The following is a 23,842-nucleotide window of genomic DNA, read 5'->3' on the forward strand; positions in this document are numbered from 1 at the left end:
TTTAGTTAACGTGCTTTATCTGTATACGATTTCTCCGGAAATTTAACAGTAAACTTATGAATTGCCTTTAGTCATGGGGCTCGCCAAACTAAGAGTTGGTACTCACTCGCAATCCTTCAGAAGGACTCATGGACAACTTTCCTAGCCCCATCGCGCCCGATCGACCGACAAAACAGAAGAAGCCCGGAATGGGGAAACTAGGTTGGATCGTCTTGGCCGTAGTCATCGTAGCGGTCATCGCACTTATGATCGCCCTACCAGAGCTAGTCTTCGCACTGAGTTTTCTCGGCATCATCGCGGCATTAATCGGCATCATCATTGGACGCCTCCCTTGGCTACGAGGACGTAAACGAAACGCGAAGTTCGGCGGCTTAATGGTTTTGCTGTTCGTCGCGTCCGCCATCACCGGCTCGTCCCAGTATGCTGCTAAGAATCCCGCGCCTGCTGTTGCAGAGACGATGGTAATTAGCAGTGAGTCACCTAGTCCTACCCCCTCAGAGCCTCCTTCCCCTACCGCTATTGCTGATTTTGTCGGTCAGGAGTGCAAGGGTGACGAGTTGGTCATGGAACAGGGTGCTGAAAAGCTCTATTGCGACGCAAGTGCGACTGGTGTTCTTGCCTGGGCTAACCAGGATGATCATGACAAAACTATTCTGGCTGCTAAGAAAGTAGCCGAAGAAAAAGCGGCGAAGGAAAAAGTGGCGCAGGAAAAAGCAGCTGCCGCAAAGAAAGCCCAAGAAAAAGCTGTAGCTGACAAAAAAGTTGCAGAAGAGAAAGCAGCGGAAAAGAAAGCCACTGAAAAAGCCGCAGCTAAAAAGGCAGAGCAGAAAGCCGAAGCAAAACGCATTGCTGCGCAGGAGGAAGCTGCTCGTATCGCTGAGCAAGAAGCCATCGAAGAAGCCTACGAAGCACCAGCCCCGGCACCGGTCAGCGCGTACTACGCTAACTGCAGTGAAGTACGATCGGCTGGAGCAGCGCCTATCTATAGCGTTGATCCAGGTTATTCACGCAAACTGGATCGTGATGGTGACGGCGTAGCTTGCGAATAAAAAGTCGCTTTATCGGGCTCGCTTTGGTGAGTTTGCTGTTGGTTGGTTGCGGGTCAACCGCCGGCAACGCACCGTTAGTGCCGGAAGTTTCAGCTGATGTGGTCAAACCGGCTGAGATTGTCATTCGTACCGAGGCGCCGCCGATCATTGTCAGGACGGAAGCGCCTACTGTTGCACCGGAAGCTCCGAAGACGGAACCGGATCTTCCCAGCGCTTCTGTACTGTCCAAGCCTCATGCACCTAAGGCGAAGAAAAACAGTGCAACTTCCGGAGCACTCGGACTGTTGGATGAGATACCGGTAAAGGGCCGCGCGCCCAAGACTGGTTACGACCGTGACCTGTTCGGAAGTGGTTGGGGTGATCCGGACCGGAATGGTTGCGATGCTCGTAACGACATTCTCGACCGTGACCTTGATGTGCACACCTATAAGGCTGGCACCAGGGAGTGCGTTGTTCTCACCGGCAACCTTCTGGACCCTTTCACTGGGAAGACTATTGAGTTCCAGCGTGGGCAAGGCACGAGCAATGCCGTGCAGATTGACCATGTTGTGGCGCTCTCTGACGCGTGGCAGAAGGGTGCACAACAACTCTCGCCAGAGCGTCGAGTAGCGTTCTCCAATGACCCCTTGAACTTATTAGCAGTGGACGGTCCAACCAACGCATCCAAAGGCGACAGCGACGCCGCAACGTGGCTACCACCAAACCGCGGGTACTGGTGCGAATACGTCACCCACCAGGTCGAAGTAAAACACAAATATGACCTCTGGATGACCAAAGCAGAACATCGGGCATCTCAGCAAGTCCTCTCAGACAAATGCAAGTAGGCACACTCCCTATTTGACACGTGGATAGCTATCGAACGTAACTCAACAACAGCATCAACTACGCACGAACTCCTAAATATAATCAGAAAGAAGCTTGCTCATGGCAAATCCAACACCAACCTCTCAGCCTAAGAAAGCCGACGCGACAAACGATGTGGGGAAGACTAAATCTGTGTTCGTGATTTCGCCGATCGGTTCGCAGGGAACTGAAGGTTACAGAAAGGCCAAGCTGTGTTTGGATTTCATTATCAAGAAAGCCTTGCCTGAGTCAGTTTGGGAAGTTACGAGGGGTGACGGTTCGCTGTCTCCAGATTCAATTGGTCACGACATTATTGAACGGATCGACAAAGCGGATTTGATAATCGCTGATTTGACTGATCAGAATCCCAACGTGTTTTACGAACTTGCAATAGCGCACGGCTGGGAGAAGCCTGTTATTCACATCATTGAAAGCGGTCAGCCAATCCCTTTCGATGTCGCTGACCTTCGGACGATTCCCTACGATCTGTCAGACCCAGAGTCCGTGGATTCAGCAATAACAGCAATTTCGGGTATTGCAGCCAATATATTCTCTACTGCTTACCAACCGAAAACTCCACTGACACAATTCAACGCGTTTAAAAGGGCCAAAGGATCATTAGATCCAGAATCAGCTCAGGCCGAGATCAACGAGCAAATATTAAGTCGCTTGGTTTCGATTGAACTTTCGTTGCGTCCGAATCTGGGAACTCGAGCCATGGATAGTTCAGGTCGAGTTTTGTCATCTGCAAAATTCGCTAAAAGACTGCAAGGCGAGTCAACCTTTATGTCCGGGCCTGATCATGGGATGAGGGAGTTTATTGAGCTCTCACGTGAGCTCGACCCGCGTCATCCTGATTTCGACATGATGTCGTCTACGGTTCCAGCAAAGCTCAAAAAATGGCAGATCATGTGGGAGTTATTGTCCGTTCAAGAACAAGAAGCCGTCAAGAATATCCTTGAGAAGTCTGGAATTTCTGTTCCCCCTTTCCGTCTCAGCAAGGACTAGACCATTCCATGTCCGTTAGCTTAGAGGCATCGACTTTATGCGACGTGTAGGACTGGTAACTCACGATGCGATTAAATACGTGTAGTGGGCGAGGTATACCACCCCGCCCACTGTTAGTTAGTTGTTAGTTCCAGTCGTAGGACAGCAACGGGGTGTACCCGTCGAGTTCGTTGGCGCCTGGTACGCGGATGATCTTGATCTTTTCTCCTTCGTTCTCTGTTCCGTTGTCGGTCCAGTCGAGTTTGAAGCTGTACACGGCTACGTTGAGGCCGGCTGGTTCGGTGCCGTTGATTTCTTTGTAGTAGCGTTTCGCCGCGTCTAGCGCTTGGGCGCTGTCGGTTGTTCCGGCGATGCGTAGAACGTTGTCGTCGTCTTCCCATACTTGGATGCCGATGGTGGCTCAGGCGCTGCTGATGGTGTGGCATGAGCCGAGTTCGGTCCGGGTGTGGATGTGTCCGTTGAACGCGTCGTCGTTGGGCTGGATCTTTTCGTTGCAGTTCGAGCAGGTAATGAACAAGGTAATCACCTTTTGTTTCAGGGGTCCCGCAGGATCGGTTTCTGAGCTTCCAGGTTGGGGCTCTGAATGTATGTGTGGGGCACTCGAAAGCCCGCTCACGCGAAAAGCCGTATTTCATCGTGATTACGATCACTCTGAAATCACATTCGGGCACCGAACAGTCCACAACTCATCCATCAGCTGACCATGGGGCCGGAAATACTGACACCTGTGACTAAACCTGTGGATAAAGTCAGACGAAAACTTCAACTATTGGCACACGTGACTCAACAGGAACGAGATTTAGATTGGTCAAAATCTGCAGGATGCATACTTCTCAGACCTGCAAAACCCCAATTTTCGAAGAAACAAGGGCTCAGGTTGGGATCCATGGCACGAACGATGAAAAGGGACATCATCAAACTTTTTATGCTGCCGGGGTTTCGTTGCACAGTTCGGATACCTGGTCGAAAAAGGTACGTTATCTCGGAGTCGAACGTGCCATGATTAACGAATCACTTCACCGCTTCGTAATGAATGGGGACCAAACTTTGACGCACGGTGCATTTATTGACGAATCAGAAAAGAACACGTCTCATTATTTTCTTGGTGCTTTAGTAATCACCCAACAGCTATATCGGTCCTTGGCAGAAAAGATGACCGCGATCCACGAGCAGGTCCTTCGCGACTACCCAAAGCTTCCAATGGACTTCGAATTTCACGGATGGGAGTTCATGAGCGGTAAGAGAGTATGGCGCGGAGTACCCATCCGGTACCGTGTGGGCATTATGAACAAGATACTTACCGCTGTGGCCGAGTCCGGCGGGTGTGTTCATATTGAAGGTATTGACCGTGCGAAACACGCTGCACGTAAGTACAAAGATGAATTTCCGCCACGGGAAATTGCGTTCAACTACCTTTTTGAACGAATCGATGCTTGCCTTATTACTCGGTCGTTAGTTGATGGTGAACGGCCAGGCACTCGGGTTTTTGCTGACGAACACCACACCAAGACTGAAAGTACTTCTAATTTTACGGATTATCAGCTTTATGGGACGTGGGGTTATAAATCTTCAAAACTCGGCTTACTACACCCCGAGATGACTTTCATGGATTCGAAGACAACTTACGCTCTTCAAGCCATTGATTGCGTCACCTACATTTACAACAGGGTTAAAACGCATAAAGAAACTGATGAACGCGCACAACAGACAAAAAACAATTTTTGGGCTCTGATGCAGCCCATGTTCGTAGGTTGTGGATCACACCGAATTTGGCCTTAAGCACGAAGACCCCGTCAATGACAGGGCCTAAGGCAAGGTGGGAAGTTTCCTCCCTACACAACAATCCTCGCACATTTTTTTGGCACAACACAATGTGACTTTATCTACTCGTGGGTATCTTTGACTCACGTTGCGAGCATTACCTTGGATCAATCCCGGCAATTTATCTATTGCACCGAAAAGTCGACCCCGAACTTCTTGAGGGAAGGTTCGGGGTCGACTTGTATGTACGGGACTGATGGCTCGGTTTGTTGGTTTCTCACTCGCATGGCGGAAATCACCGAATTGGCGGCATCCCTGAACACCAACACTTATCGTAACCCACCTTTAGGGGCACTGTACTAGTTGTTGACACCTCATTTTGCATACGCCTGACACAGTACCGCTTACTATTCGTTACAGGTCAGCGACTGGATTGGTTATGAGTAAACTCTTCTTAAGTGGATCGCGAATCTAACCATTTTGCGGCCCTCGTCTACAATTCCACACCGTCCAGTGGTAGGCAGGGCTCTAACCTGTCTATCGTTATTGTGTCCACCAATTCATGAATGTAACTGATCATTTTATCAAAATGTAGCCTCTAGCCTCGTCAAAAAAGAGAATTAGCAAGGCCACGAAATCCAGTCCATAATTAACGGACTCACTCGATAAATTAGCGTTCTAAATAGAGGAAGAATGTCCACACACCCACTAGTTCGACTCGCCGAAGTCTACGAGCATCTGTATCTCGCGGCTCAGGACAATGAACCGTCATACACCAGCCTGACCTACAAATGCCAACAAGCTTTAGGTCTACGAAATAACGAAACCATTTCGGTTGCAGCTGCTCGTAGTGCCCTAGAGGGCCAGTTAGTACTCGAAGCTTTTGTGACTGAACAGCCTATTGCTTCGAAATATTTGGATGCAGGCCATTTACTTGCAATCATGTGGGAAGCCACCCGTCTTCTGCGTACGGTCGAATCTCGACAAATTCTGGACGATGTAGAGATCAGCGACGCCAAACTACTGAGAATGGCGGCGTCAATGATGACCATGGGTGAGACGCTAGCTCCTCCTGAGGCTCACCCCAATTTCGATTGGTTATTGGCGATACTTCAAGAAGTACAAACCGACCTGGATGAATCGTCTATTAGCGAGCAAATGAAGTTGTCGATAAGGCGTCAGATTAATCAAACCGAGTTAATACTCGAACAAGATCCTGTGTCGCCAGAGTTGGTCATTCGTTACCTTGCCACATTGTCCGGTTTACTTAGCGCGGCTGCGCAATCAGAGCCCACGCCCTCGAAAGCTCGGCAGTTCATGAAGTGGTCTGTTCGTATCGCTGGCGGAATCATGATCGATGCTTTAACTGGCGTTCCAGCCGTGTCGATCACCAATGCGATTCTGCTAGCCATTGATTCATCGGCTGGTACCGGCTTGGATGTTGAGCTTGAGGACCTAGGAGAAGCGTCCGGAGTATAGCGGCATCGGATAATTCGGGCCGGCACCTACGGAGTCTTCCACGACAGGATGTCTCCTGGATATTCTTGCTGTGTAGGTGCCGGTCATTAGTCTAAGTTGTGTTCAATGAATCACCCGGTAATCCGTGCGATCCCTATTTCGGTGCTCCTATCCGCGAGTTTCGAAAACTTTCCACCCGCCACCTCTCGATAAAAGTGGCTTCATGCGCGGGTTGCGGATTACCGCGTTATCCCGGTTATCTATCAGGTCGTGGTACCGGCAGTGGCCGTGGTTCAGCATCATTCGCCATTCGGCGTATCGGTTCGTGTTTATCCATTTCGACCGGTTCCTGAACTCGCTCGCACGCTGAAACTGGTACAGGAGCCTAGGCATGCTCCCCTCCCCGGCGCAAGAAGTTGGATAGCTCGTCGCAAGCTGACTGACACTCGTCGCAGGTGTCGTAGTTGCCTGGTTCGCAGCCACATGTCCAACCCTTGATGTTCAGCACTTACGGGGTAAAAGCTTCGACCACAGCGGGGGCAGGGGTGAAGCGTGCACGCAACCCTGGCAGTGCCGCCACGATGCAGTCACGTGATGCGCGGTAGTTTCGGACTGCCTCAGAGTCACTTCTCGCGCCCATCTTCACTCCGGCGATCACGGCAGCTTTGAGCGTTGGAGATCCTTGGACGATTTGCTCAGGGGTTAGTGGGTTGTCACTCACTGGGATTCACTTCCTCGTATTTCCAGAGCACCGCGTCGGGGTATTCGTTTATTAGTTCAACTGGCGCGCATGGCTTCGGCGTGATCTGGTACTTGTCGAAGTCGTGATAACTGTCTTCGAGCCCGGAGGCGTTGACCCAATTGATAAGCCAGCAGTCATGACCCGCGGTGAGTTTGTGCTCCCCGGCGTGGTCTCGGCAGCCCTTTGCGCTCCACTCTTCGGGCTCGCAGCTTGGTCTCATGCGACACTTGGCATCTGTCGGAGCGGTGCACTCAACACTGAGCCCATCGACGCTGATCTTGTGCTCACTCGTTCCCCTGGCCCCATTCCTAATCTCTTGTAGATGGTTTCCATGTCGTAGTCAGTGTTGGAGTTCGCGGTGAGAGTTGCCAACGCGATTAGGTTCGCTGACCTCTGCTCGTATGCGAGTGCGAGGGTGGCTTGGGCGATCGTCCAGTCTCCGTCGTTCTCACCCTCGTGTGGGCTGACGTGTGACGCGGTACCGCACGGGTTGCCGGGTAGGTTGCTCATTTGGTTTCCTCGAAATCGATTGGTTTGGACTTCTCCACGGTGACTTCAATGACCCAACCTGCAGCGATTTCTTCGACAATCTGCAAAAGGGGCGACTCCCCGAAAGGTCAACCTTGCCGGAGTACCAGTGCTTGCGGTTGCCTACGAGGACTTCGGCGAGGTCGTCAGGTACATCGGCTGTGCCGGTGAGGTTGATTTGTTCGGCGAGGTCGTGGACAGCGGTGCCTCGTTTGGCTGCGGCGTCGCTGGGTTCAAGCTTGGCCACCAGAACGCTACAACATGAAACCCAAGGGTACGGAGTTGATCATTGCCCGTCTGCACGTTTAGAGGCATTGAAGTCCGGCATGTAGAAGACCCAAGTTTTCGGTCTTGACGCTGTCAACCAGAAACGCAACAACGGGCAACACACGTCAACAGTTTCCACAAGGAATCAACAATTAAATAGAGTCGTAACCGGCATGACTAGGCGAAACAGTGGTTCAAATCCCCTTTCTCGCACAGGTAGAACCCCGGTTGACTTCGGTCAACCGGGGTTTTTCTTTTTACCCACATTGACCGGAACGCCAAATCTGCTGACACGCTGCTACTAGCAAGGCATGAGCAACCGAGCCGGCCTCACCTTGCAGATATCACCAGGGCTCTCAGGCCACTTCACTGCCGACCGTAGTTCCAATCTGAGTACTGGGACATAACCCATGAAGTGTAAAGGCCAGACCTACTGGGTTCCAGCAGATTCCTCCACCGTAGGAAATCGACGAGCGAAGCTCAGCAACGTTAATTCAAGTTCTGATTAGGTCGCTCACTCCCTTGAATAATGCTTCGAATCGTAGGCATATTCTCTCGCTGATCTGCCCGAAACACTGTGACCTTGGTCCCTGTAACCCACACAACACAGGTCAACAATCGGGGAGCTCTCCATAATTATCCATTGCATGTTTACAACCATGAAACCAAAGTTGACTAGTATTGTCATCCAGATATTTAGGCTCCGCACCGGATCAAACTTAGCCATCCAATTCAATGGAAAACCATCCAACAACACGTATTTACCGCTCGCGTGGACCCAATGACAGGACCTACACAGTTCCTGATTAGTAATCACTGCTACTCATCGGTAATGTTCTGCGAGTGCATCTCAGTCCAGATGCTGAACGAAGTCACTTATAACTTGAAAGAGGAATAGTCATGGGTTTCATTGGTTGGATTGTCTTGGGTCTTATTGCCGGTGCGATTGCAAAGGCAATCAAGCCAGGTAAGCAGGGTGGCGGCTGGATCGCTACGTTGGTACTTGGTGTTGTTGGCGCCATTGTTGGCGGCTGGATCGGCTCCGCGCTGTTTAGCGTTGACATTAGCTCGTTCTGGTCGTTGTCGACATGGCTACTTGCAATCGGCGGTTCGTTGATTGTTCTCATTATCTGGGGATTCTTGACTCGCAAGAAGGCGTAATTACGCATAAAGAAACGGCCTCGTTCCTATGGGAGCGAGGCCGTTTCTATATCTTGGGTGGCTGGCCACAAAATGCAGCGGCCTGACGGATTCCAAGCAGGTGAAGATTCAGGTTTCCCAGCGTCAATAGCCGGGAAAATTAGCAACCTAACTGCTTCCGATCACAAGAAACCGTTTTGTAAGCGCACTAAGTCATCGCTGAGCTTGGTACGATCGGTGATGGTCATCAATTAGTAAAATGACGATTTCGTCCGCCAGCTTTGGAGCCTTCATGCGTATCGCCATGCTCTCCCTACACACCTCGCCCATGGAACAACCAGGTTCCGGCGACGCCGGTGGCATGAACGTGTACATTCGAAACCTCTCCTTAGCCCTCGGGGCATTGGGCCATGAGGTACATATGTTCACTCGTACCGCCGATGAATCAACGTCGAGCGAAGTGAGCCCGACCGTATTCATGCATCAGGTACAGATACGTCCTGGGACAAAGCTGTCCAAAGAAGAACTACCCAAGATCATTGATGAAGCAGCATCGCTGATCGGTGAATATGCATCTGAATTACACTTTGACATCATCCACGGCCACTACTGGCTCTCCGGAATGGTCGGTTTACAACTAGCCGAAGCATGGAACATTCCCCTAGTTGTTTCGCTTCATACCTCCGCTGCTGCCAAAGAGTTTGAGTCTGGCATCCCCGAACCCGAAGAGCGTAAGGATGCTGAGTGCCTTCTACTCGCCGGAGCAACTCGCATCATCGCTAATACTCCGGTTGAGGCCAGACAACTTTCCCGGTTCTACAGCGTAGATAAAGAAAAACTTGATGTGGTGCTGCCCGGAGTTGATCACAAGATTTTCCACCCCGACCAGAACAAGCTGCGCCGCCCACTGGGTGCCGATGATCTACATCTGGTTTACGCTGGCAGGCTCCAACGACTCAAGGGTGCCCACGTCCTGATCGAGGCGATCGCAATCGCCCGCGCCGAGGACCCGTCACTGAAAATCACCGCGTCATTATTCGGAGCAAATTCTGGCTCCGCAGATTATGATCTGCCAGCCCTTGCCGCGGAACTTTCGGTTAGCGACGTGCTGAGTTTTTTCGGTCCTTTGCAACCCCACGAACTTGCCGCAGTCTTCGCCAACGCCGACGTGGTGGCAGTACCCTCGCTATCAGAAACCTTTGGGTTGGTAGCTGCTGAGGCTCAGGCTTGTGGCACCCCGGTGCTCGCAAACCATGTGGGCGGATTGGCCTATGCGGTCAACGACGGTGAATCGGGCTGGCTGATGGAGGATTGTTCTCCTCATCTGTGGGCACAACAGCTACTGACCCTCGCGCGCAATCCGGCCATGGTCACCCAAGCTGGACACGCTGCCCTCGAGCACAGTGGCGAATTCACTTGGGAACGAGCAGCTGTAACTTCGTTAGCCAGCTACCGCATGGCGAGCACCCCGGCGCCGACACTATAGCAACAATCTTAGGGACCACATGCGCACCCCCTTTGCCTGGCTGGAACATCGTTTCCCACTAGAACGTCGCCCTCTACGTAGCGCATCACTCGCCGCGTTGATCGCAGCGATCCTGATCATTCTTGGCGGCGGTGTAGTCCGAGTGACTGGTTCGGGGCTCGGTTGCCCTGACTGGCCCACCTGCGTGGGTGGATCAATAGCGCCGACCGCTGAGATGGGACTGCATTCCGTTATCGAATTCGTCAATCGACTACTGACCGTTGGATTATGCATCGTGGTGGGCTGGGTGATTATCGCCGCTCGCCTGCAACGCAAGCAGGCGCCGGAGGTGACCCGATGGGCATGGATGCAGTTCTGGTTTGTAGTCCTCAACGCCGTCATTGGCGGAATCACCGTATGGGTCGATCTGAATCCTTACGTAGTGGCTGGACATTTTCTGGCGGCCACTTTGCTGCTCACCGCTGCAACGATTACCTGGCAGAAAACTCAAAACCTCGATAAGCCAGAGCTGCCGGCCAGTTCGCTGAAATCACGTACGCTAGCTCGTTGGCTACTTGCCCTCACCGCGGTACTGCTCATTCTGGGCACCACGGTGGCTGGAACCGGTCCGCACGCCGGAGATTCGGCTCAGGTGCCACGGATGCCATTCTCATGGATCTGGGTGACGATTATTCACGGTGCCGCGGCGTTGGCTTCGCTAACCTTTGCGGGTTTGTTGTGGCGTAGTGCCAAGCTCGCCGGAGAGCAGATGCTTGCCCAGAAGGCGCTGTTATTTATTTTTGTTTTCTTGGGACAAGGAGCTTTGGGAATCATCCAGTCCCTGACTCATCTGCCCGAGTTGATGGTCGTTTTGCACCTTGTCGGTTCGGCGTTGGTCTGGATCGGTGCCGTACGCGTACTGTTGGCAGCCGAAGGAAACCATCGCGCTCCAACGCGAAGTCCCTCACTGGCCTTAAAGAAGTAGCGGCCCGTAGATCAAAGCTACGGACCACTACATTCTATTTTTCGCGAGTCAGGTCTAGTTCAAAGTGCGGTTTGAGCTTGCGCGGGTTCCACCCTTGCACTTTGTACCCGTTGCCGGTCGCTTCAAATCCCAGATCTACGGTGCCCGGTAGGAGCACCGGAGTTTTGAACTCAATGCTCCACGCATAGTTCCCGGTAGCTGGTTCAATTCCTGCCAACGCGCGTGCCGCTAGATAAATACCGTGGGCAATGGCCCGAGGCATTCCTAGCGCCTTCGCACTGAGCGCGCTGAGGTGAATCGGGTTGTAGTCCCCGGCCACGGCAGCCCAATCTCGTCCGGCGCCTGCTCCCAGTTTCCATTGTGCGGTGCGCTGCGGCGCAGTAAACTCGCTGTGCTCCACGTTCGACGGCGTCTGGCCATCAATTTTGGCGCCTTTAGCCAGGAAGGTGCTGCGCAACAACATACGCGTTTGCCCGTCCACCACAATCTTTACCAGCAGATCGCAGCAGACCCCCTTGGGGTGTGCAACTAAGTTCTCGGCATTGACTTCCACGTCGAATAACTCGGTTTCCCCTAGCGGCTCGGTGACTTCCACCTGGTTGGTCAGGTGAATCATGCCCAGCAACGGCAGCGGAAAATCATCGCGTAGCATCAAGGACATCGCCAGCGGGAAAGCCAGCGAATGTACGTAGAGGCTAGGCAATTTACCGTTGGCCGGAGCCTTGACCGCACGGCGAAATTCGCCGAGCTTGTCCCGATCGGCTCTTGCCCCGTGGAAGACCAGCGTCACCTCGGGCAACACCGGGTTCTTACTCTTACGGTTCAGCGTTTTGACTGCGCGCGCATACACCGATCCCATCGACGGGATCGCGGAAACTACCTCGGCACCCATTTAGGCGCCCACTAGCGACTGACCGCAGACGCGCAATGTCTGACCGTTAAGGCCAGCGGCTGCGCCGGAACCAAGGAATCCAATCGCCTCGGCGACGTCTACCGGCAACCCACCCTGCATGAGCGAAGGCAGCACCAAGCGCGCCACGGTTCGGGTGCCCAGCGGGATCTTTGCGGTCATTTCGGTTTCGATAAAGCCCGGTGCCACGGCGGTGATCGAGCCACCGTTTTCAGCGAATAATGCGGCGCTGGCTCGTACCATGCCGATGACCCCACCCTTACTGGCGGCGTAATTTGTCTGGCCACGGTTACCGGCAATGCCTGAGGTGGAAGCCAGGCTAACTACGCGTAGCCCGGGTAGTTTTGCGGCCAAGAAGACCTCATTCATGCGTAGCTGCGAGGCGATATTAACTGCGATCACCGAATCCCAGCGGGCGGCATCCATATTTGCCAGTAGCTTGTCCCGGGTGATCCCCGCATTGTGTACTACCAAATCCAGCGAGCCGTGACGGGTCAGCGCGTGATCCATGATTCGTTGGCCAGCATCCTTGGCGGTGACATCTAGCTGCAGCGTCGTGCCACCGACTTGGTTGGCCACCTTTGCCAGCGCGTCGCCGGCCTGTGGCATGTCAACTAAGACCACCTTGGCACCGTCCCGGGCCAAGGTGCGGGCAATCTCCGCGCCGATACCGCGGGCGGCGCCGGTAACTACGGCGACCTTACCGGCCAGTGGTTTCCGGAAGTCTTCGGGTAGCTCTCCAGCTTCGGTGCGGACGGTCAAAAATTGACCATCCACGTAGGCGCTGCGTCCCGAGAAGAAGAAGCGTAGAGCTCCCAATGCGCTCGGGCTGACGATACTAGTGTCGCCGGCTAAGACGATGCCGTTGGCGGTGGCCCCGCCACGCATTTCGCGTCCTAAGGAACGCATCGCGCCATCAATTCCTTGGCGTACCGCGGCGAGGGCAGGCTCGTCATTTGCCAACGCCGGCTTGGAGACGGAAACCACGCGGGCGCCGGGCACCAGTTTGCGTAGTGCAGCGCCGGTGGCAAGCATTAGGGCGGAGAGTTGTTCGGGATGACTCAGCTCGTCGAGGAGCAATACCAGCCCGCCGAGTTTGCTCTCCCCCGCGTCGTGGCGGCGCACATCCAAGCCCCACGAGACCATCGTGTCACTGAGTTCCTGAGCGCGGGCGGAGGTGCCTAAGACCAATACCGGACCGGGAAGTAGCGGAGTGTCCACCCCAAAGCGGCGCAGGCGCGGTGGGCGTGGAAGTCCCAGTAGCTTCGCAAGCTTTTTGGTCATCCCACTGTTTACTAGTTCTAGGTACTTATCAGCCATTTACTTTCGTGCCTCCAAGATTGCGACAACACCCTGGCCGCCGGCGGCACACACGGAGATTAGTGCGCGGCCGGAGCCCTTTTCATGCAACATTTTTGCGGTGCTGGCGATCAAGCGTCCGCCGGTGGCGGCGAATGGGTGACCTGCGGCCAGCGAGGAACCATTCACGTTGAGCTTGGCGCGGTCCACGGTGCCCAGTGGTCCGTCTAGTCCCAGCTTTTCGCGGCAGAATTCTTCGGACTCCCACGCCTTGAGGGTGGCTAGCACGGTGCCGGCAAAGGCCTCGTGGATTTCGAAGAAGTCAAAATCTTCGAAGCTGAGGTTATTGCGCTTGAGTAGTCGGGCGGTGGCGTACGCAGGAGCCATCAGCAGGCCTTCGCTGCCGTGGACAAAGTCCACCGCTGCGGCTTCGAAGTCCACGAAGTTCGCCAACATCGGCAGATCGTTTTCCTGCGCGTAATCTTCACTGCCCAAAAGCACTGCCGAGGCGCCGTCGGTCAGCGGGGTGGAGTTCGCGGCGGTCATTGTGGCCTGCTCCCCTAGCGACTTGCCGAAGGCTGGCTTAAGCTTTGCCAGCTTGTCCATGGAGGAATCGGCGCGCAGGTTATTATCCTTAGCTAGGCCATTAAACGCGGTGATCAAGTCATCGAAGAAGCCACGGTCATAGGCGGCTGCAAGATTCTTGTGGCTTGCCAACGCGAGTTCGTCTTGAGCTTCGCGGGTGATGCCCCACGCGTGGGTGGTGATTGCTTGGTGTTCACCCATCGACATTCCGGTGCGTGGTTCCCCGGTACCCGGAGCGCTGGGCGCGAGGTGTGCCGGGCGGATCTTTGCCAAGGCGCTGAGCTTGGCCTTGGTGCTGCGTGCCCGTGAAAGTTCCAGCAGGATTGCGCGCAAGGACTCGGAGACCACAATCGGCGCGTCACTGGTGGTATCCACGCCGCCGCCAATGGCCGAGTCGAGCTGGCCGAGCTTGATCTTATTTGCCAGCGAGCCGATGGCTTCCATGCCGGTGGCGCAAGCCATCTGTACGTCGTAGGCCGGAGTAGCCGCGTCCAATGAGCTACCCAGCACGCACTCGCGCATCAGGTTAAAGTCCTTGGAGTGCTTGAGTACCGCTCCGCCGGAAACCGCGCCGATGTGCTGTCCCTGCAGGCCAAAGCGGGCTACGAGGCCTTCCAATGCGGCGGTGAACATGTCCTGATTGGAGACGTTAACGTAGGCGGTGTTTGACCGGGCAAAGGGAATACGGTTGCCACCGATGATTACCGCGTGGCGCACTGGCTGATCGGCCATGGAAGAACTCCTAGGGTTGTGAGAAGTATTACTGTAACCAACAGTACATGATACTCTGAGTTACGTGAACAAGATCACCCAAGATATCGACGCGGTCACCGATGGTCGTTCGGCCCGCTGGCAGGCGCATCGCAGCCAACGCCATACCGAGCTACTCAAGCTCGCCCGCAAAGCGGTGCATAAACTGGGTCCACAGGTGTCCATGGAAGACATCGCCGCGCACGCCAAAACCTCCAAACCGGTCTACTACCGTTATTTCGGAGATAAGGAAGGGTTGCGCCAGGCGCTGGGCGCGGTAGTTATCGCAGACTTCCGCGATTCCATCATCGCCGCGGGCTTAGCCGAGGGAGACGAAGCCGGGGCGCTACGCGCAATGGTCACCGCTTACCTGGAGCTAGCCAAGGGCAGCCCGAACCTTTACTTTTTTGTCACCGCCCAAGCTCCGGATGTGCTCACCGCACCGGACCGCACGGCAACCGGCTCCCTAGGAGTGCTCAATGCCTTCTTCGACGAGGTCACCGCATTGATGAATGAGCGGCTGACCGCGCACCTAGCGGGCAATACGCACAGTGTCTCCAGAGCCACCGGCTTGTGGCCACGCGCCGCCCTCGGGATGATCCGCTCCGCCGGAGAAATCTGGTTGCGTCAACCCGAAGGCGAAGACAAAGCAACTTTGAATGAAATGGCCCAGGCCCTCAGCTCCTGGCTCACCCACGGCATCTCCACCACACAACGCAGCGCATGAAAGGCACACAAATGAACAGCATCAACGTTAATGCCCTGGCCGAACAGCTTCTTGGCCCCTACGCGGAAATCCGCAAGGCCTCACGCGCTCGCGCCGCGGACCCGCAGCTACAGCGTGACCCAATGTGGTCCATGGATGAACACCGTGAGCAGGTGTTGCGCCAGCTGAAGGTCTTAGTCGATCAAAAAGCGGTACAGCGCGCCTTCCCGAAGAAGTTTGGTGGGCTCGATGACCACGGTGGCTCCATCGCCGCGTTCGTGGAACTTGTCGCCGCTGACCCTTCGCTGCAGATCAAGGCCGGCGTGCAGTGGGGCCTTTTTGCCGGCGCCATCATGCACCTAGGCACCGAGGAACACCACGCCAAGTGGCTCCCGGGCGCAATGAACCTAGATGTACCTGGCGCATTTGCCATGACCGAGATCGGTCACGGCTCCGACGTGGCTGCGGTAGCCACCACCGCCACCTATGACCCGGAAACTGAAGAGTTTGTCATCCACACCCCCTTCGCCGCCGCCTGGAAAGAATTCTTGGGCAACGCTGCCCTGCACGGCACCGCAGCGACGGTCTTCGCGCAGCTGATCACCAACGGGGTAAACCACGGGGTGCACTGCTTCTATGTGCCGATCCGCAACGAAGACGGCAGCTTCGTCGAGGGCATCGGCGGCGAGGATGACGGGCTGAAGGGTGGACTGAACGGTATCGACAACGGCCGTTTGCACTTCACCAACGTACGCATCCCACGCACTAACCTGCTCAACCGCTACGGCGATGTAGCGGTCGATGGCAGCTACAGCTCCCCGATCTCCTCCCCCGGCCGGCGCTTCTTCACGATGCTCGGCACCCTGGTCCAGGGCCGCGTTTCGCTTGATGGCGCGGCAACTGGCGCCTCGAAGATGGCCCTGCAGATCGCGGTAACTTACGGCAACCAGCGCCGCCAGTTCAACAGTGTCTCGGATACCGAAGAAACCACGATCTTGGATTACCAGCGTCATCAGCGCCGGTTGATCACCCGGATGGCACGCACCTACGCCGCGTCTTTTGCGCACGATGAACTTTTGACGAAGTTTGACGCGGTCTTCTCCGGCCGTGAAGACACCGACGAGGATCGTCAAGATCTAGAAACCCTGGCCGCGGCGCTGAAGCCGTTGAGCACCTGGGATGCACTGGACACCATTCAGGAGTCACGCGAAGCCTGCGGTGGTTCGGGTTATATCGCCAAGAATCGTTTCACCCAGCTCTACCAAGACCTGGATGTCTACGTGACCTTCGAGGGTGATAACAATGTGCTCTTGCAGCTGGTCGGCAAGCGTCTGCTCACCGATTACGCTGCGGAATTCCGCAAGCTAGATACCGGTGCAATGGCCCGTTACGTGGCTAAGCAGGTCGGTACCACAGCGCTTTACCGTTCGGGGTTGCGCAGCGTGGGTCAGGCCTTCGTGGATGTCTCCGACGAGCGTAAGAGTGCGAACTTCTTCAAGGATCCAGCGAACCAGCGCGAGCTGTTGACCGACCGGGTCAACGCCAAGGTTGCCGAGGTGGCAAACGCCTTGCGCACGGCAGGCAAGGATAAGGTCAAGGGCGCTAAAGCTTTCAACGAGAATCAAGAGCTGTTGATTTCGGCCGCTCGTGATCACGGGCAGCTCTTGCGCTGGGAAGCTTTCACCGCGGCACTAACCAAGGTTGAGGATCCAACCACCGCCGAGGTGTTGACCTGGTTGCGTGATGTCTTCGCGCTGAGCTTGATCGAAGATGACCTGGGCTGGTTCTTGGCCCACGGCCGACTGTCCATGCAGCGTGCGCGCACCCTTCCGGGTTACCTCAACCGCCTGCTAGACCGCCTGCGCCCACATGCTCAGGATCTGGTTGACGCGTTTGGATACACCCAGGAGCACCTGCGCGCGGAGATCTCCACCGGTATCGAGGCCACCCGCCAAGATGAGGCCATGGAGTACTTCCGCAAGCTACGTGCTAGTGACAATGCTCCGGTCAGCGAGAAGTCTTTGAAGAAGTCCAAGGCGTAAGTTCACTTCAGGGCCGCGGCTACCTACTTGGTGGTCGCGGCCTTTGCCGTATCAAGTAGTCGATAAGCGTTGATCAGTGCACAGATTCGGCTAGCCGTAGCGACGTCCGGCATCGAGATGATCTGCTGTTGGTAGTAGCCCATATCGATCACAACAGCCGGCCCATTGCCGGTCAGAAATCCCTTATGCGAGATGTCCGAGCGGTAGCCGAATCCACCGTATTCCAGAGCCCTTACGTCTTTAACGTGCACGGCTTTGATATCCGAGTACTCCAACTTCATGACCTTGAAGCATTTGGAAGCCACTATCCGTGTGCCTTGTCCGTCGACTTCAAAGACTCCAGCAAAGAAAAACCAGTAGCACAGGCCGGCAGCCAGAGAGCCGAATATCACCACGAATTGGTCAGCGTACCAACCGATCAGCATCAGTGATATTGCAACCGCTGCAATCAACAAACGCGCTCCAGTTACTTTTAGCTTGACCTGCGTTTTCTCGTTGCGCTGCGCGAGCTGTGCTTGGCTAAGTGCCACAGCAGAGGTCGGGTCGTTAGCTTCCAGATCCGCGGCGATAATCTCGCGTGATTGTTCGTGAATGACTTCCCGCGGACGGTAAGCGAAGAATACGACGAGGCCCAACAGCGCGGACCCGATCAAAGATAGTGCAAGCGTCAGCCCGTGCACCGAGGCGGACTGGGTATTGTCAAGACCCAATTGGCCCACAACCAAGGCAATACTCAAACCGTTGATCATCAGTCCAAGCACTACCGCGAATCCGAGACCAATCCGGGCCAGCATGATCGACTGAATGCGGGTCATGATCGCCGCGCAGCCGATAGCTCCGGCAACAAATACCGAGAAAAAGCTCATCGCCAGCACGTGACCTAAGAGAGAGTCATAATCATCGACCTCGCCGCGGCCATTCCAGTGCGTCGCGAGTTCCGCCGGCAATTGCTCCCTGACCGAAAACATCCAGACGCCTGCCAACAAGGCAAGCAGCACTAGTCCACCAATAATGCCGATGATCCAATTGCGGTTATATGTCCGGTCTTCTTCGAACACGACGACCTCTCGTGAAATTTGCCCAATGAGGCATGAATTATCTAGCTACCAGATTTAAGGTTACCAAATCAGCAGGGAACCCTCTATCGATTACTGGAATCAAGGGCGAGAATTTCGATCCTATTGCCAAACGGGTCACGGCAGTGGAACCGCTGGTAACCCTCGAAGCTATGCCGTTCCACCCAGGACAGCTCGTACCCACCCACTTCAATCCGTCGGGCCATCGCTTCTAATCCAGCAATATTCTCGACGAGAAATGCCGGATGCGCCTTGTCGCTCGGGACAAAGCCCGGATCCAAACCAAGATGAACTTCGGCGAGCACGCGGTCGCCTTCAAGCTTTCGAAACCAGCACCCTCCGCGCTGCTGCAACGATGGAGGTTTGGGCACCTCGGTGAGCCCTAAACCGTCTACATAAAAATTGCGAGCAAGCGCTTCTTTTTCTGATCCCATCGAAAGCTGTACATGATGCAAGAACAACTTGTTCACCGTCCTATCAATTGATGATTTACGCCAAGTTTGTCACGCAGGTTTTTGGTAATCACCCTTGCGACCTGACCATAAAAGAATATAGCTGCTTGTCCACAGACAGTTCCCGGGGAGCCTAAAAAGTCGGTCCAACGGCGTAAAGTGAAACTATGTACGAAGAAGAATACACACCAGACAAGGAGTTCGAAGCTCCACCACCCACGAGACCCCCTACCTCCGTGGTACTCGATTGCACCGCGCTCAGCGAGCAGGAGATAGATGACGGCATCGACCATGCCATCGCTCGCCATGATAATTCTTTACTCGCCCAGTATATTGACGAGATTGAACGTCGCAAGGCTAGCTTTTGTGCCAAGCAGGCCAGAATGGCTTACTTTTACGAGAAGCAAATAGTCCGCCAAAATGAAGACCGCGGAGTGCACATACACCGGAGTGAACGAGGCGCCGCAGCGGCCGTTGCCATCAACCGTCGGCAAAGTACCAATGGGGCCTGTAGTTATCTCAGAGCTTGTCGGATTCTTCTCGAAGACACCCCAAACCTCTACGATTGGTTTGCCCGCGGCCATCTGACGGAGCGTCAGATCAAAGCCATTACCGAACCTCTTGAAGAAGTTGATGCGAATGGCCGTCGTGAATTTGACGCGATTTTCGCTGACCACACAGATATGTTTGAGAATCTTGGCGTGCGGGCCATTAGCGACCTCGTTAGAAAATTCACTGAGCGCTTTCAAAGCAGTGAAAAGGCCGTCAAGATTGAAGATGAAGCCGCGAAACGTTATGTCCGCTTCCGCAAGAGCAAGGACTGCGTCATGCTCAGCGGGAAGCTGCCCTTAGTCGAAGGTATCGCCTTAGCAAAGTCGATCAAAAAACGGGCCAAGGCGATCTTCCGCTTGGGCAACGACCCACGCACCAAGCAACAGCTCCAGGCCGACATGCTGATCTGCAGTCAATTAGAAGGTTTTCCGCCGAAAGTTCCGCTGTTCTTGGACGTCAAACTCATCATGACCGACAAGACACTGTTTGCAGGCAGTCATGAGCCGGCAAACCTACCGGGCTACGGAATCGTACCGGCGCAATACGCTCGTGAACTAGTCGCTGGGGCGAAGGTGGACCTCGAAGATCCATTCCACCTGACGCTGAAAGACGATGAATTGAACCGTAGAATTTTCACTTTCCCGGAAATTCAGAGGATCTACACCGCACCCGGCAATCAAGACCTCATTGCCATGGACTCAAAAGCTCGTGAATTCCCTGAGTCACTTAAAGAGTTCATCCGAATTCGCGATTCCCATTGCATGACGCCTTATTGTGACGGTGTTCCCGAAGAGATCGACCACGTAGTGCAACGCCATCTGAATGGACCAACCTCGGTACATAACTCCGGCTATAGGTGCCGCTTTTGCAACTTGGCGAAAGAGCTGCCGGGTTGGTACGAAAAGTAGAATACTCGATTCCGCATTCCATCGTGATCAACACCGGAGACGGGCGGACGTATCGCTCGCTGGCTCCGCCAGCCACAGGCATTGTGCGAGAATTCGACCCGCCGGCGAACGTGCCGCCCCGCGAGTAAGAAATCTTTACTGACACCTATTCTGTCGGTTGTTGACGAGCTTGAAGTTCTTCCAATTGCCCTTTGGGCAGCGCCACCACGTAAATGATCGAGGCAAGAATAAAGACGATCACGAACGACAAAAGCCCCAAGCCCACACTTTGAGAACTGGTGCCGTTTGACTCCACACCTAGGGTGCTCATAACCGAGCCCAGCCCAACACCGAGCACAGCATAGGCGAAAGCTTCAACGCTAATCACGATGGCCTTTTCTACCTGGTACCAATGGCCCGCGACTAAGAAACCTCGCGCCGTTATTCCGCCAACAACAAAAGATACAGCGGCGATAACTGCGCAAACCACCAGCATCCGCAAAGCGGATCCGTAACCGACACCATCGGGTCCCATATGGATTGCAACGTGTCCGGGAATAAAAGGGCTGGCCAGCCAATAGCCGACGAAGGTCAGCACAAGGGCCAAAACTGGAGCAACGAGAAAAAGACGACGAGTGCCGGCAGGACAACTTAGCTTTTCGTTTGCGCTACTTGGCAATTTTTCCGCCTTCCCCCTAGGTCACGAGCTGAAACCATAAACTCAATCAAACACCACGCTTTAGACTACCTGAGTGAAAAAGAGTTTGCTAGCTAATCCATGATTCTATAAATCTTGCATACACAAGATGGGTTTAACACAGATTGCCTGAGACACACTTCTGCACCTAGCCCTGAGCCTGCACAGGTCAGTACATCCGTTAGATACTTGAGTGAACGCCACATTATCAAGCGCCCATATTTCGGGGCAACGATCCAGATAACTGGCCATTCAAAACCTGTCCAAAAAGCGTGAATAATTCGGTGCCTGCTACCGCAGCTGCATTCGACACGTTGTCCAGGCTCAAGAACCCATGCACTAAGCCCGCATGGTCCAGTAATTGAACGTCTACTCCAAGCAGCTTCAGTTTCTTGGCCAACTCCGCGCCTTCATCATGAAGCGGATCATGTTCTGCAATCGCAATCAGTGTTGTGGGTAGCGATTTTAGGTCTACGTGGAGCGGGCTATATTTCCCTAACGTTTCCGGCTCCAGATCTTGAACCCATTGTTGGATGAACCACCGCATGTCTGCACTACTTAGACCCCAACCCTGGCCCTTGTTCCGTATGCTGGGGCTGCTCAACGTTAGGTCAGCATTTGGGCAGGCAAGTAGCAGCGCGGATATGAAGCCCCCGGAAGAAATGTACTCATTCGCTGAGAGGATGGCAATGAGTCCTCCAGAGCTATCCCCGGCAAGAGCCACCGGCATGGGTGGCCGATTTATCTGCTCTTGCTCACGTGATGCCCAACGCAAAACATTAACCACGTCTTCAATTGCTGCAGGGGCAGGATGTTCGGGCGCCAGCCGAAAATCTACTGCCATAACGTTGACATCACCGTGTAGTGCTAATCGTCGACACGTTCGGTCGTGCGATTCGAGATCACCAAAAGCAAAGGCACCGCCATGAACGTAAACCACCAAGGGCCGTGGCTGCTCCCCTGCCTGGTAATACCGAACCGGAATTCCCTTTTGGCTCGGGATTTCAAGGTTCCGCACGGAATACAGATCGGGACCTGGACCACGGGTACGAGGCGACCGTAAACTTTCCAAGTCTGGGGGTGTTGTAGTTTTGGGTGTCGAGCGCACCGTGGACAGCCATTGTTGAAGTCCCGCGTCTGCCACGCGGTCATCTCTGGTTGATGCCTCGGTCAATTGTTCTTCGCGATACTTTTCCATAGGATCAAGTAGTTTACCTCTTGAGGAAAACGAAAAGCTTCACACGATTCATTTTTGACACTACGGTGTGCCAGAATCCAAATTAGAAGCATTCCTCTCACTTGGAGGCGTCGTGAATAGTGTCGGAGATACCAAAGGAAGTGCTCTCAACCGCATCTTTCGCGTGACCTTGTACCTGAAGGGACTCGACGGTTTACTCGAGCTAAAAGGCGGCGTGCTTTTGTTGCTGGTTCCACCGAACCAGATTGGCACCCTTGTCCGGATTCTCACCCAGCACGAACTGTCTGAAGATCCTCAAGACCTTGTAGCCAACGCTCTGATTAACGCGGCTCACGGGTTGACGCTCTCCGCGTCCTTGTTTGGCGCTATCTACTTGCTTCTGCATGGGTTCGTGAAGGTTATTTTGGTTTGGGCAGTGCTTCGCGACTTCCTCTGGGCGTACCCATGGATGATGGCCTTCTTACTAATTTTTATTGGCTATCAGGTCTATCAGCTCGTCGTGAAATTTAGCCTAGGCATGGCGTTTCTAACAGTCTTTGACCTGATGATCCTCGGGTTGACTTGGTATGAGTACAGGATGCACAAATCTCGGAAGACAATGCGAGGGAAATAGACATCCGAGCCATGGATCAGCTGGAATCAAAAGCTTCTCCCTGATCGAGCATCGTCAGGAATTTCAGAAGTCCGAATAATCCGTTGAAACGTTGATGGCCACAATCTCGTTCGAGGTTGTGGCCATCAACGTTGGTTTTGGTCAGCCGCGCATTGCCGCATCAAACCAGCCGGTAATAGTGGCTGGATGAGTAATCGCGGTGCCCACAACCACAGAGAACGCTCCTGCGTCCAAGGCCGCACGCGCTTGGGCTGGCGAATGTATCCTGCCTTCTGCGACTAACGGTTTACCAAGTTTGGCGTCCGCGATTGAGGCAATGAGTTCCAAATCGGGCCCGACGGTTTTGTTCCGTTCTCCCGTATAGCCAGCCAAGGTAGTACCAATCAGATCCGCACCAGCTTCGGCTGCTGCCAGCGCATCATCAAGAGATCCGCAGTCTGCCATAACCAAGGCACCAGTTTGTTCATGCACCGCAGAGATGGTCTGGAGAAGAGTCTTGCCGTCCGGACGTTCACGGCGGGTGCCGTCCAATGCGACGATATGTGCGCCGGCCTGTGCCACCGCCAAGGCGTGATGAATTGTTGGGGTGATAAATACCCCCTCATGTCCATCCTTGAACAGACCAATCACCGGCACTTCTACGGCGCAACGGGTGAACTGAATGTCGGCTAAGCCTTGCACACGTATGGCCGCAGCACCGCCGATGACCGCTGAGGCGGCGACCTGCGCCATTGTCTGCGGGTGACGCATCGGCTCACCTGGATATGCCTGCGCCGAAACGATGAGTCGTCCACGCAGACTTTCTAGTTGTGCATCGCTCAGCAACATG

The 23,842-nt window shown here is 54.4% G+C and carries 24 protein-coding genes; 12 read left to right on the forward strand and 12 right to left on the reverse strand.

Annotation, left to right across the window (positions count from 1 at the left end; translation table 11 throughout):
• Positions 1-212 precede the first annotated feature (212 nt).
• The 3 genes from CQ011_RS02310 to CQ011_RS02320 all read left to right on the forward strand — a co-directional run bounded on the left by CQ011_RS02310 (position 213) and on the right by CQ011_RS02320 (position 2,900).
• Positions 213-1,049 carry an excalibur calcium-binding domain-containing protein gene (locus CQ011_RS02310; RefSeq protein ID WP_286161053.1) on the forward strand — a complete coding sequence of 279 codons (837 nt, stop codon included), beginning with the start codon at positions 213-215 and terminating at the stop codon, positions 1,047-1,049.
• Between the two features lie 26 nt (positions 1,050-1,075).
• On the forward strand, positions 1,076-1,873 hold the full coding sequence (locus CQ011_RS02315; protein WP_286161054.1) for an HNH endonuclease family protein: 798 nt from the start codon (positions 1,076-1,078) through the stop codon (positions 1,871-1,873).
• Positions 1,874-1,973: 100 nt separating this feature from the next.
• Positions 1,974-2,900: a hypothetical protein gene (locus CQ011_RS02320; protein WP_105674251.1), complete on the forward strand. Its 927-nt coding sequence runs from the start codon at positions 1,974-1,976 to the stop codon at positions 2,898-2,900.
• 124 nt (positions 2,901-3,024) lie between these two features.
• Here the strand turns inward: CQ011_RS02320 and CQ011_RS18010 are convergent, their stop codons facing one another.
• Entirely contained in the window at positions 3,025-3,156 is a 132-nt protein-coding gene (locus tag CQ011_RS18010) for a hypothetical protein (protein ID WP_286161055.1), read from the reverse strand.
• A gap of 566 nt (positions 3,157-3,722) precedes the next feature.
• On the opposite strand from CQ011_RS18010, the gene CQ011_RS02325 reads away from it, so the two are divergent.
• Together CQ011_RS02325 and CQ011_RS02330 are read left to right on the forward strand one after the other, a co-directional pair.
• Complete coding sequence (locus CQ011_RS02325; protein WP_105674253.1) at positions 3,723-4,679, forward strand: DUF3800 domain-containing protein; 957 nt, start codon at positions 3,723-3,725, stop codon at positions 4,677-4,679.
• Between the two features lie 675 nt (positions 4,680-5,354).
• The gene (locus CQ011_RS02330) at positions 5,355-6,140 is read left to right on the forward strand and encodes a hypothetical protein (protein ID WP_105674255.1); all 786 of its coding nucleotides are present in this window, start codon (positions 5,355-5,357) and stop codon (positions 6,138-6,140) included.
• A 487-nt stretch (positions 6,141-6,627) separates the two neighbouring features.
• Here CQ011_RS02330 and CQ011_RS02335 read toward each other — a convergent pair whose 3' ends face one another.
• From CQ011_RS02335 to CQ011_RS02345, 3 genes are read right to left on the reverse strand one after another with little or no spacing between them, the layout of a single operon-like run.
• The gene (locus tag CQ011_RS02335; protein WP_105674257.1) at positions 6,628-6,840 is read right to left on the reverse strand and encodes a hypothetical protein; all 213 of its coding nucleotides are present in this window, start codon (positions 6,838-6,840) and stop codon (positions 6,628-6,630) included.
• Entirely contained in the window at positions 6,833-7,081 is a 249-nt protein-coding gene (locus CQ011_RS02340; protein WP_105674259.1) for a hypothetical protein, read from the reverse strand. The genes CQ011_RS02335 and CQ011_RS02340 overlap by 8 nt, the downstream gene beginning before the upstream one ends.
• Positions 7,078-7,371 carry a hypothetical protein gene (locus CQ011_RS02345; protein ID WP_105674261.1) on the reverse strand — a complete coding sequence of 98 codons (294 nt, stop codon included), beginning with the start codon at positions 7,369-7,371 and terminating at the stop codon, positions 7,078-7,080. The genes CQ011_RS02340 and CQ011_RS02345 overlap by 4 nt, the downstream gene beginning before the upstream one ends.
• A 1,185-nt stretch (positions 7,372-8,556) precedes the next feature.
• On the opposite strand from CQ011_RS02345, the gene CQ011_RS02350 reads away from it, so the two are divergent.
• The 3 genes from CQ011_RS02350 to CQ011_RS02360 all read left to right on the forward strand — a co-directional run bounded on the left by CQ011_RS02350 (position 8,557) and on the right by CQ011_RS02360 (position 11,246).
• Positions 8,557-8,817 carry a GlsB/YeaQ/YmgE family stress response membrane protein gene (locus CQ011_RS02350; RefSeq protein ID WP_105674263.1) on the forward strand — a complete coding sequence of 87 codons (261 nt, stop codon included), beginning with the start codon at positions 8,557-8,559 and terminating at the stop codon, positions 8,815-8,817.
• 238 nt (positions 8,818-9,055) lie between these two features.
• Complete coding sequence (locus CQ011_RS02355; RefSeq protein WP_105674265.1) at positions 9,056-10,282, forward strand: glycosyltransferase; 1,227 nt, start codon at positions 9,056-9,058, stop codon at positions 10,280-10,282.
• A gap of 19 nt (positions 10,283-10,301) precedes the next feature.
• Positions 10,302-11,246 carry a COX15/CtaA family protein gene (locus CQ011_RS02360; protein ID WP_105674267.1) on the forward strand — a complete coding sequence of 315 codons (945 nt, stop codon included), beginning with the start codon at positions 10,302-10,304 and terminating at the stop codon, positions 11,244-11,246.
• Positions 11,247-11,280: 34 nt separating this feature from the next.
• Here the strand turns inward: CQ011_RS02360 and CQ011_RS02365 are convergent, their stop codons facing one another.
• From CQ011_RS02365 to CQ011_RS02375, 3 genes are read right to left on the reverse strand one after another with little or no spacing between them, the layout of a single operon-like run.
• The gene (locus CQ011_RS02365) at positions 11,281-12,138 is read right to left on the reverse strand and encodes a MaoC family dehydratase (protein ID WP_105674269.1); all 858 of its coding nucleotides are present in this window, start codon (positions 12,136-12,138) and stop codon (positions 11,281-11,283) included.
• On the reverse strand, positions 12,139-13,476 hold the full coding sequence (locus tag CQ011_RS02370; RefSeq protein ID WP_105674271.1) for a 3-oxoacyl-ACP reductase: 1,338 nt from the start codon (positions 13,474-13,476) through the stop codon (positions 12,139-12,141).
• A complete protein-coding gene (locus CQ011_RS02375) occupies positions 13,477-14,772 on the reverse strand; it encodes an acetyl-CoA C-acetyltransferase (RefSeq protein WP_105674273.1) in 1,296 nt (431 codons plus the stop codon).
• A 64-nt stretch (positions 14,773-14,836) separates the two neighbouring features.
• Here CQ011_RS02375 and CQ011_RS02380 point away from each other — a divergent pair, with 64 nt between their 5' ends.
• Together CQ011_RS02380 and CQ011_RS02385 are read left to right on the forward strand one after the other, a co-directional pair.
• Entirely contained in the window at positions 14,837-15,517 is a 681-nt protein-coding gene (locus tag CQ011_RS02380; RefSeq protein WP_105674275.1) for a TetR/AcrR family transcriptional regulator, read from the forward strand.
• 11 nt (positions 15,518-15,528) lie between these two features.
• Positions 15,529-17,538 carry an acyl-CoA dehydrogenase family protein gene (locus CQ011_RS02385; protein ID WP_286161056.1) on the forward strand — a complete coding sequence of 670 codons (2,010 nt, stop codon included), beginning with the start codon at positions 15,529-15,531 and terminating at the stop codon, positions 17,536-17,538.
• Positions 17,539-17,561: 23 nt separating this feature from the next.
• On the opposite strand, the gene CQ011_RS02390 is transcribed toward CQ011_RS02385, so the two are convergent.
• Entirely contained in the window at positions 17,562-18,596 is a 1,035-nt protein-coding gene (locus CQ011_RS02390; protein ID WP_105674279.1) for a DUF1648 domain-containing protein, read from the reverse strand.
• Positions 18,597-18,679: 83 nt separating this feature from the next.
• Positions 18,680-19,048 (reverse strand): VOC family protein, encoded by a 369-nt coding sequence (locus CQ011_RS02395; RefSeq protein WP_286161057.1) that lies wholly within the window; start codon positions 19,046-19,048, stop codon positions 18,680-18,682.
• Between the two features lie 185 nt (positions 19,049-19,233).
• Between CQ011_RS02395 and CQ011_RS02400 the strand changes: the two genes are divergently transcribed.
• Entirely contained in the window at positions 19,234-20,526 is a 1,293-nt protein-coding gene (locus CQ011_RS02400) for an HNH endonuclease signature motif containing protein (RefSeq protein ID WP_105674281.1), read from the forward strand.
• Between the two features lie 145 nt (positions 20,527-20,671).
• On the opposite strand, the gene CQ011_RS02405 is transcribed toward CQ011_RS02400, so the two are convergent.
• Positions 20,672-21,184: a hypothetical protein gene (locus CQ011_RS02405; RefSeq protein WP_105674283.1), complete on the reverse strand. Its 513-nt coding sequence runs from the start codon at positions 21,182-21,184 to the stop codon at positions 20,672-20,674.
• A gap of 226 nt (positions 21,185-21,410) precedes the next feature.
• On the reverse strand, positions 21,411-22,400 hold the full coding sequence (locus CQ011_RS02410) for an alpha/beta hydrolase (protein ID WP_105674285.1): 990 nt from the start codon (positions 22,398-22,400) through the stop codon (positions 21,411-21,413).
• A 67-nt stretch (positions 22,401-22,467) separates the two neighbouring features.
• Here CQ011_RS02410 and CQ011_RS02415 point away from each other — a divergent pair, with 67 nt between their 5' ends.
• Positions 22,468-23,013: a DUF2127 domain-containing protein gene (locus CQ011_RS02415; RefSeq protein ID WP_105674287.1), complete on the forward strand. Its 546-nt coding sequence runs from the start codon at positions 22,468-22,470 to the stop codon at positions 23,011-23,013.
• A 141-nt stretch (positions 23,014-23,154) separates the two neighbouring features.
• On the opposite strand, the gene CQ011_RS02420 is transcribed toward CQ011_RS02415, so the two are convergent.
• Positions 23,155-23,841, reverse strand: coding sequence for an N-acetylmannosamine-6-phosphate 2-epimerase (locus tag CQ011_RS02420; protein WP_105674289.1), 687 nt, complete (start codon positions 23,839-23,841; stop codon positions 23,155-23,157).
• Position 23,842 lies beyond the last annotated feature (1 nt).

The sequence above is a fragment of the Arthrobacter sp. MYb213 genome (assembly GCF_002979915.1).
Lineage (GTDB): Bacteria > Actinomycetota > Actinomycetes > Actinomycetales > Micrococcaceae > Glutamicibacter.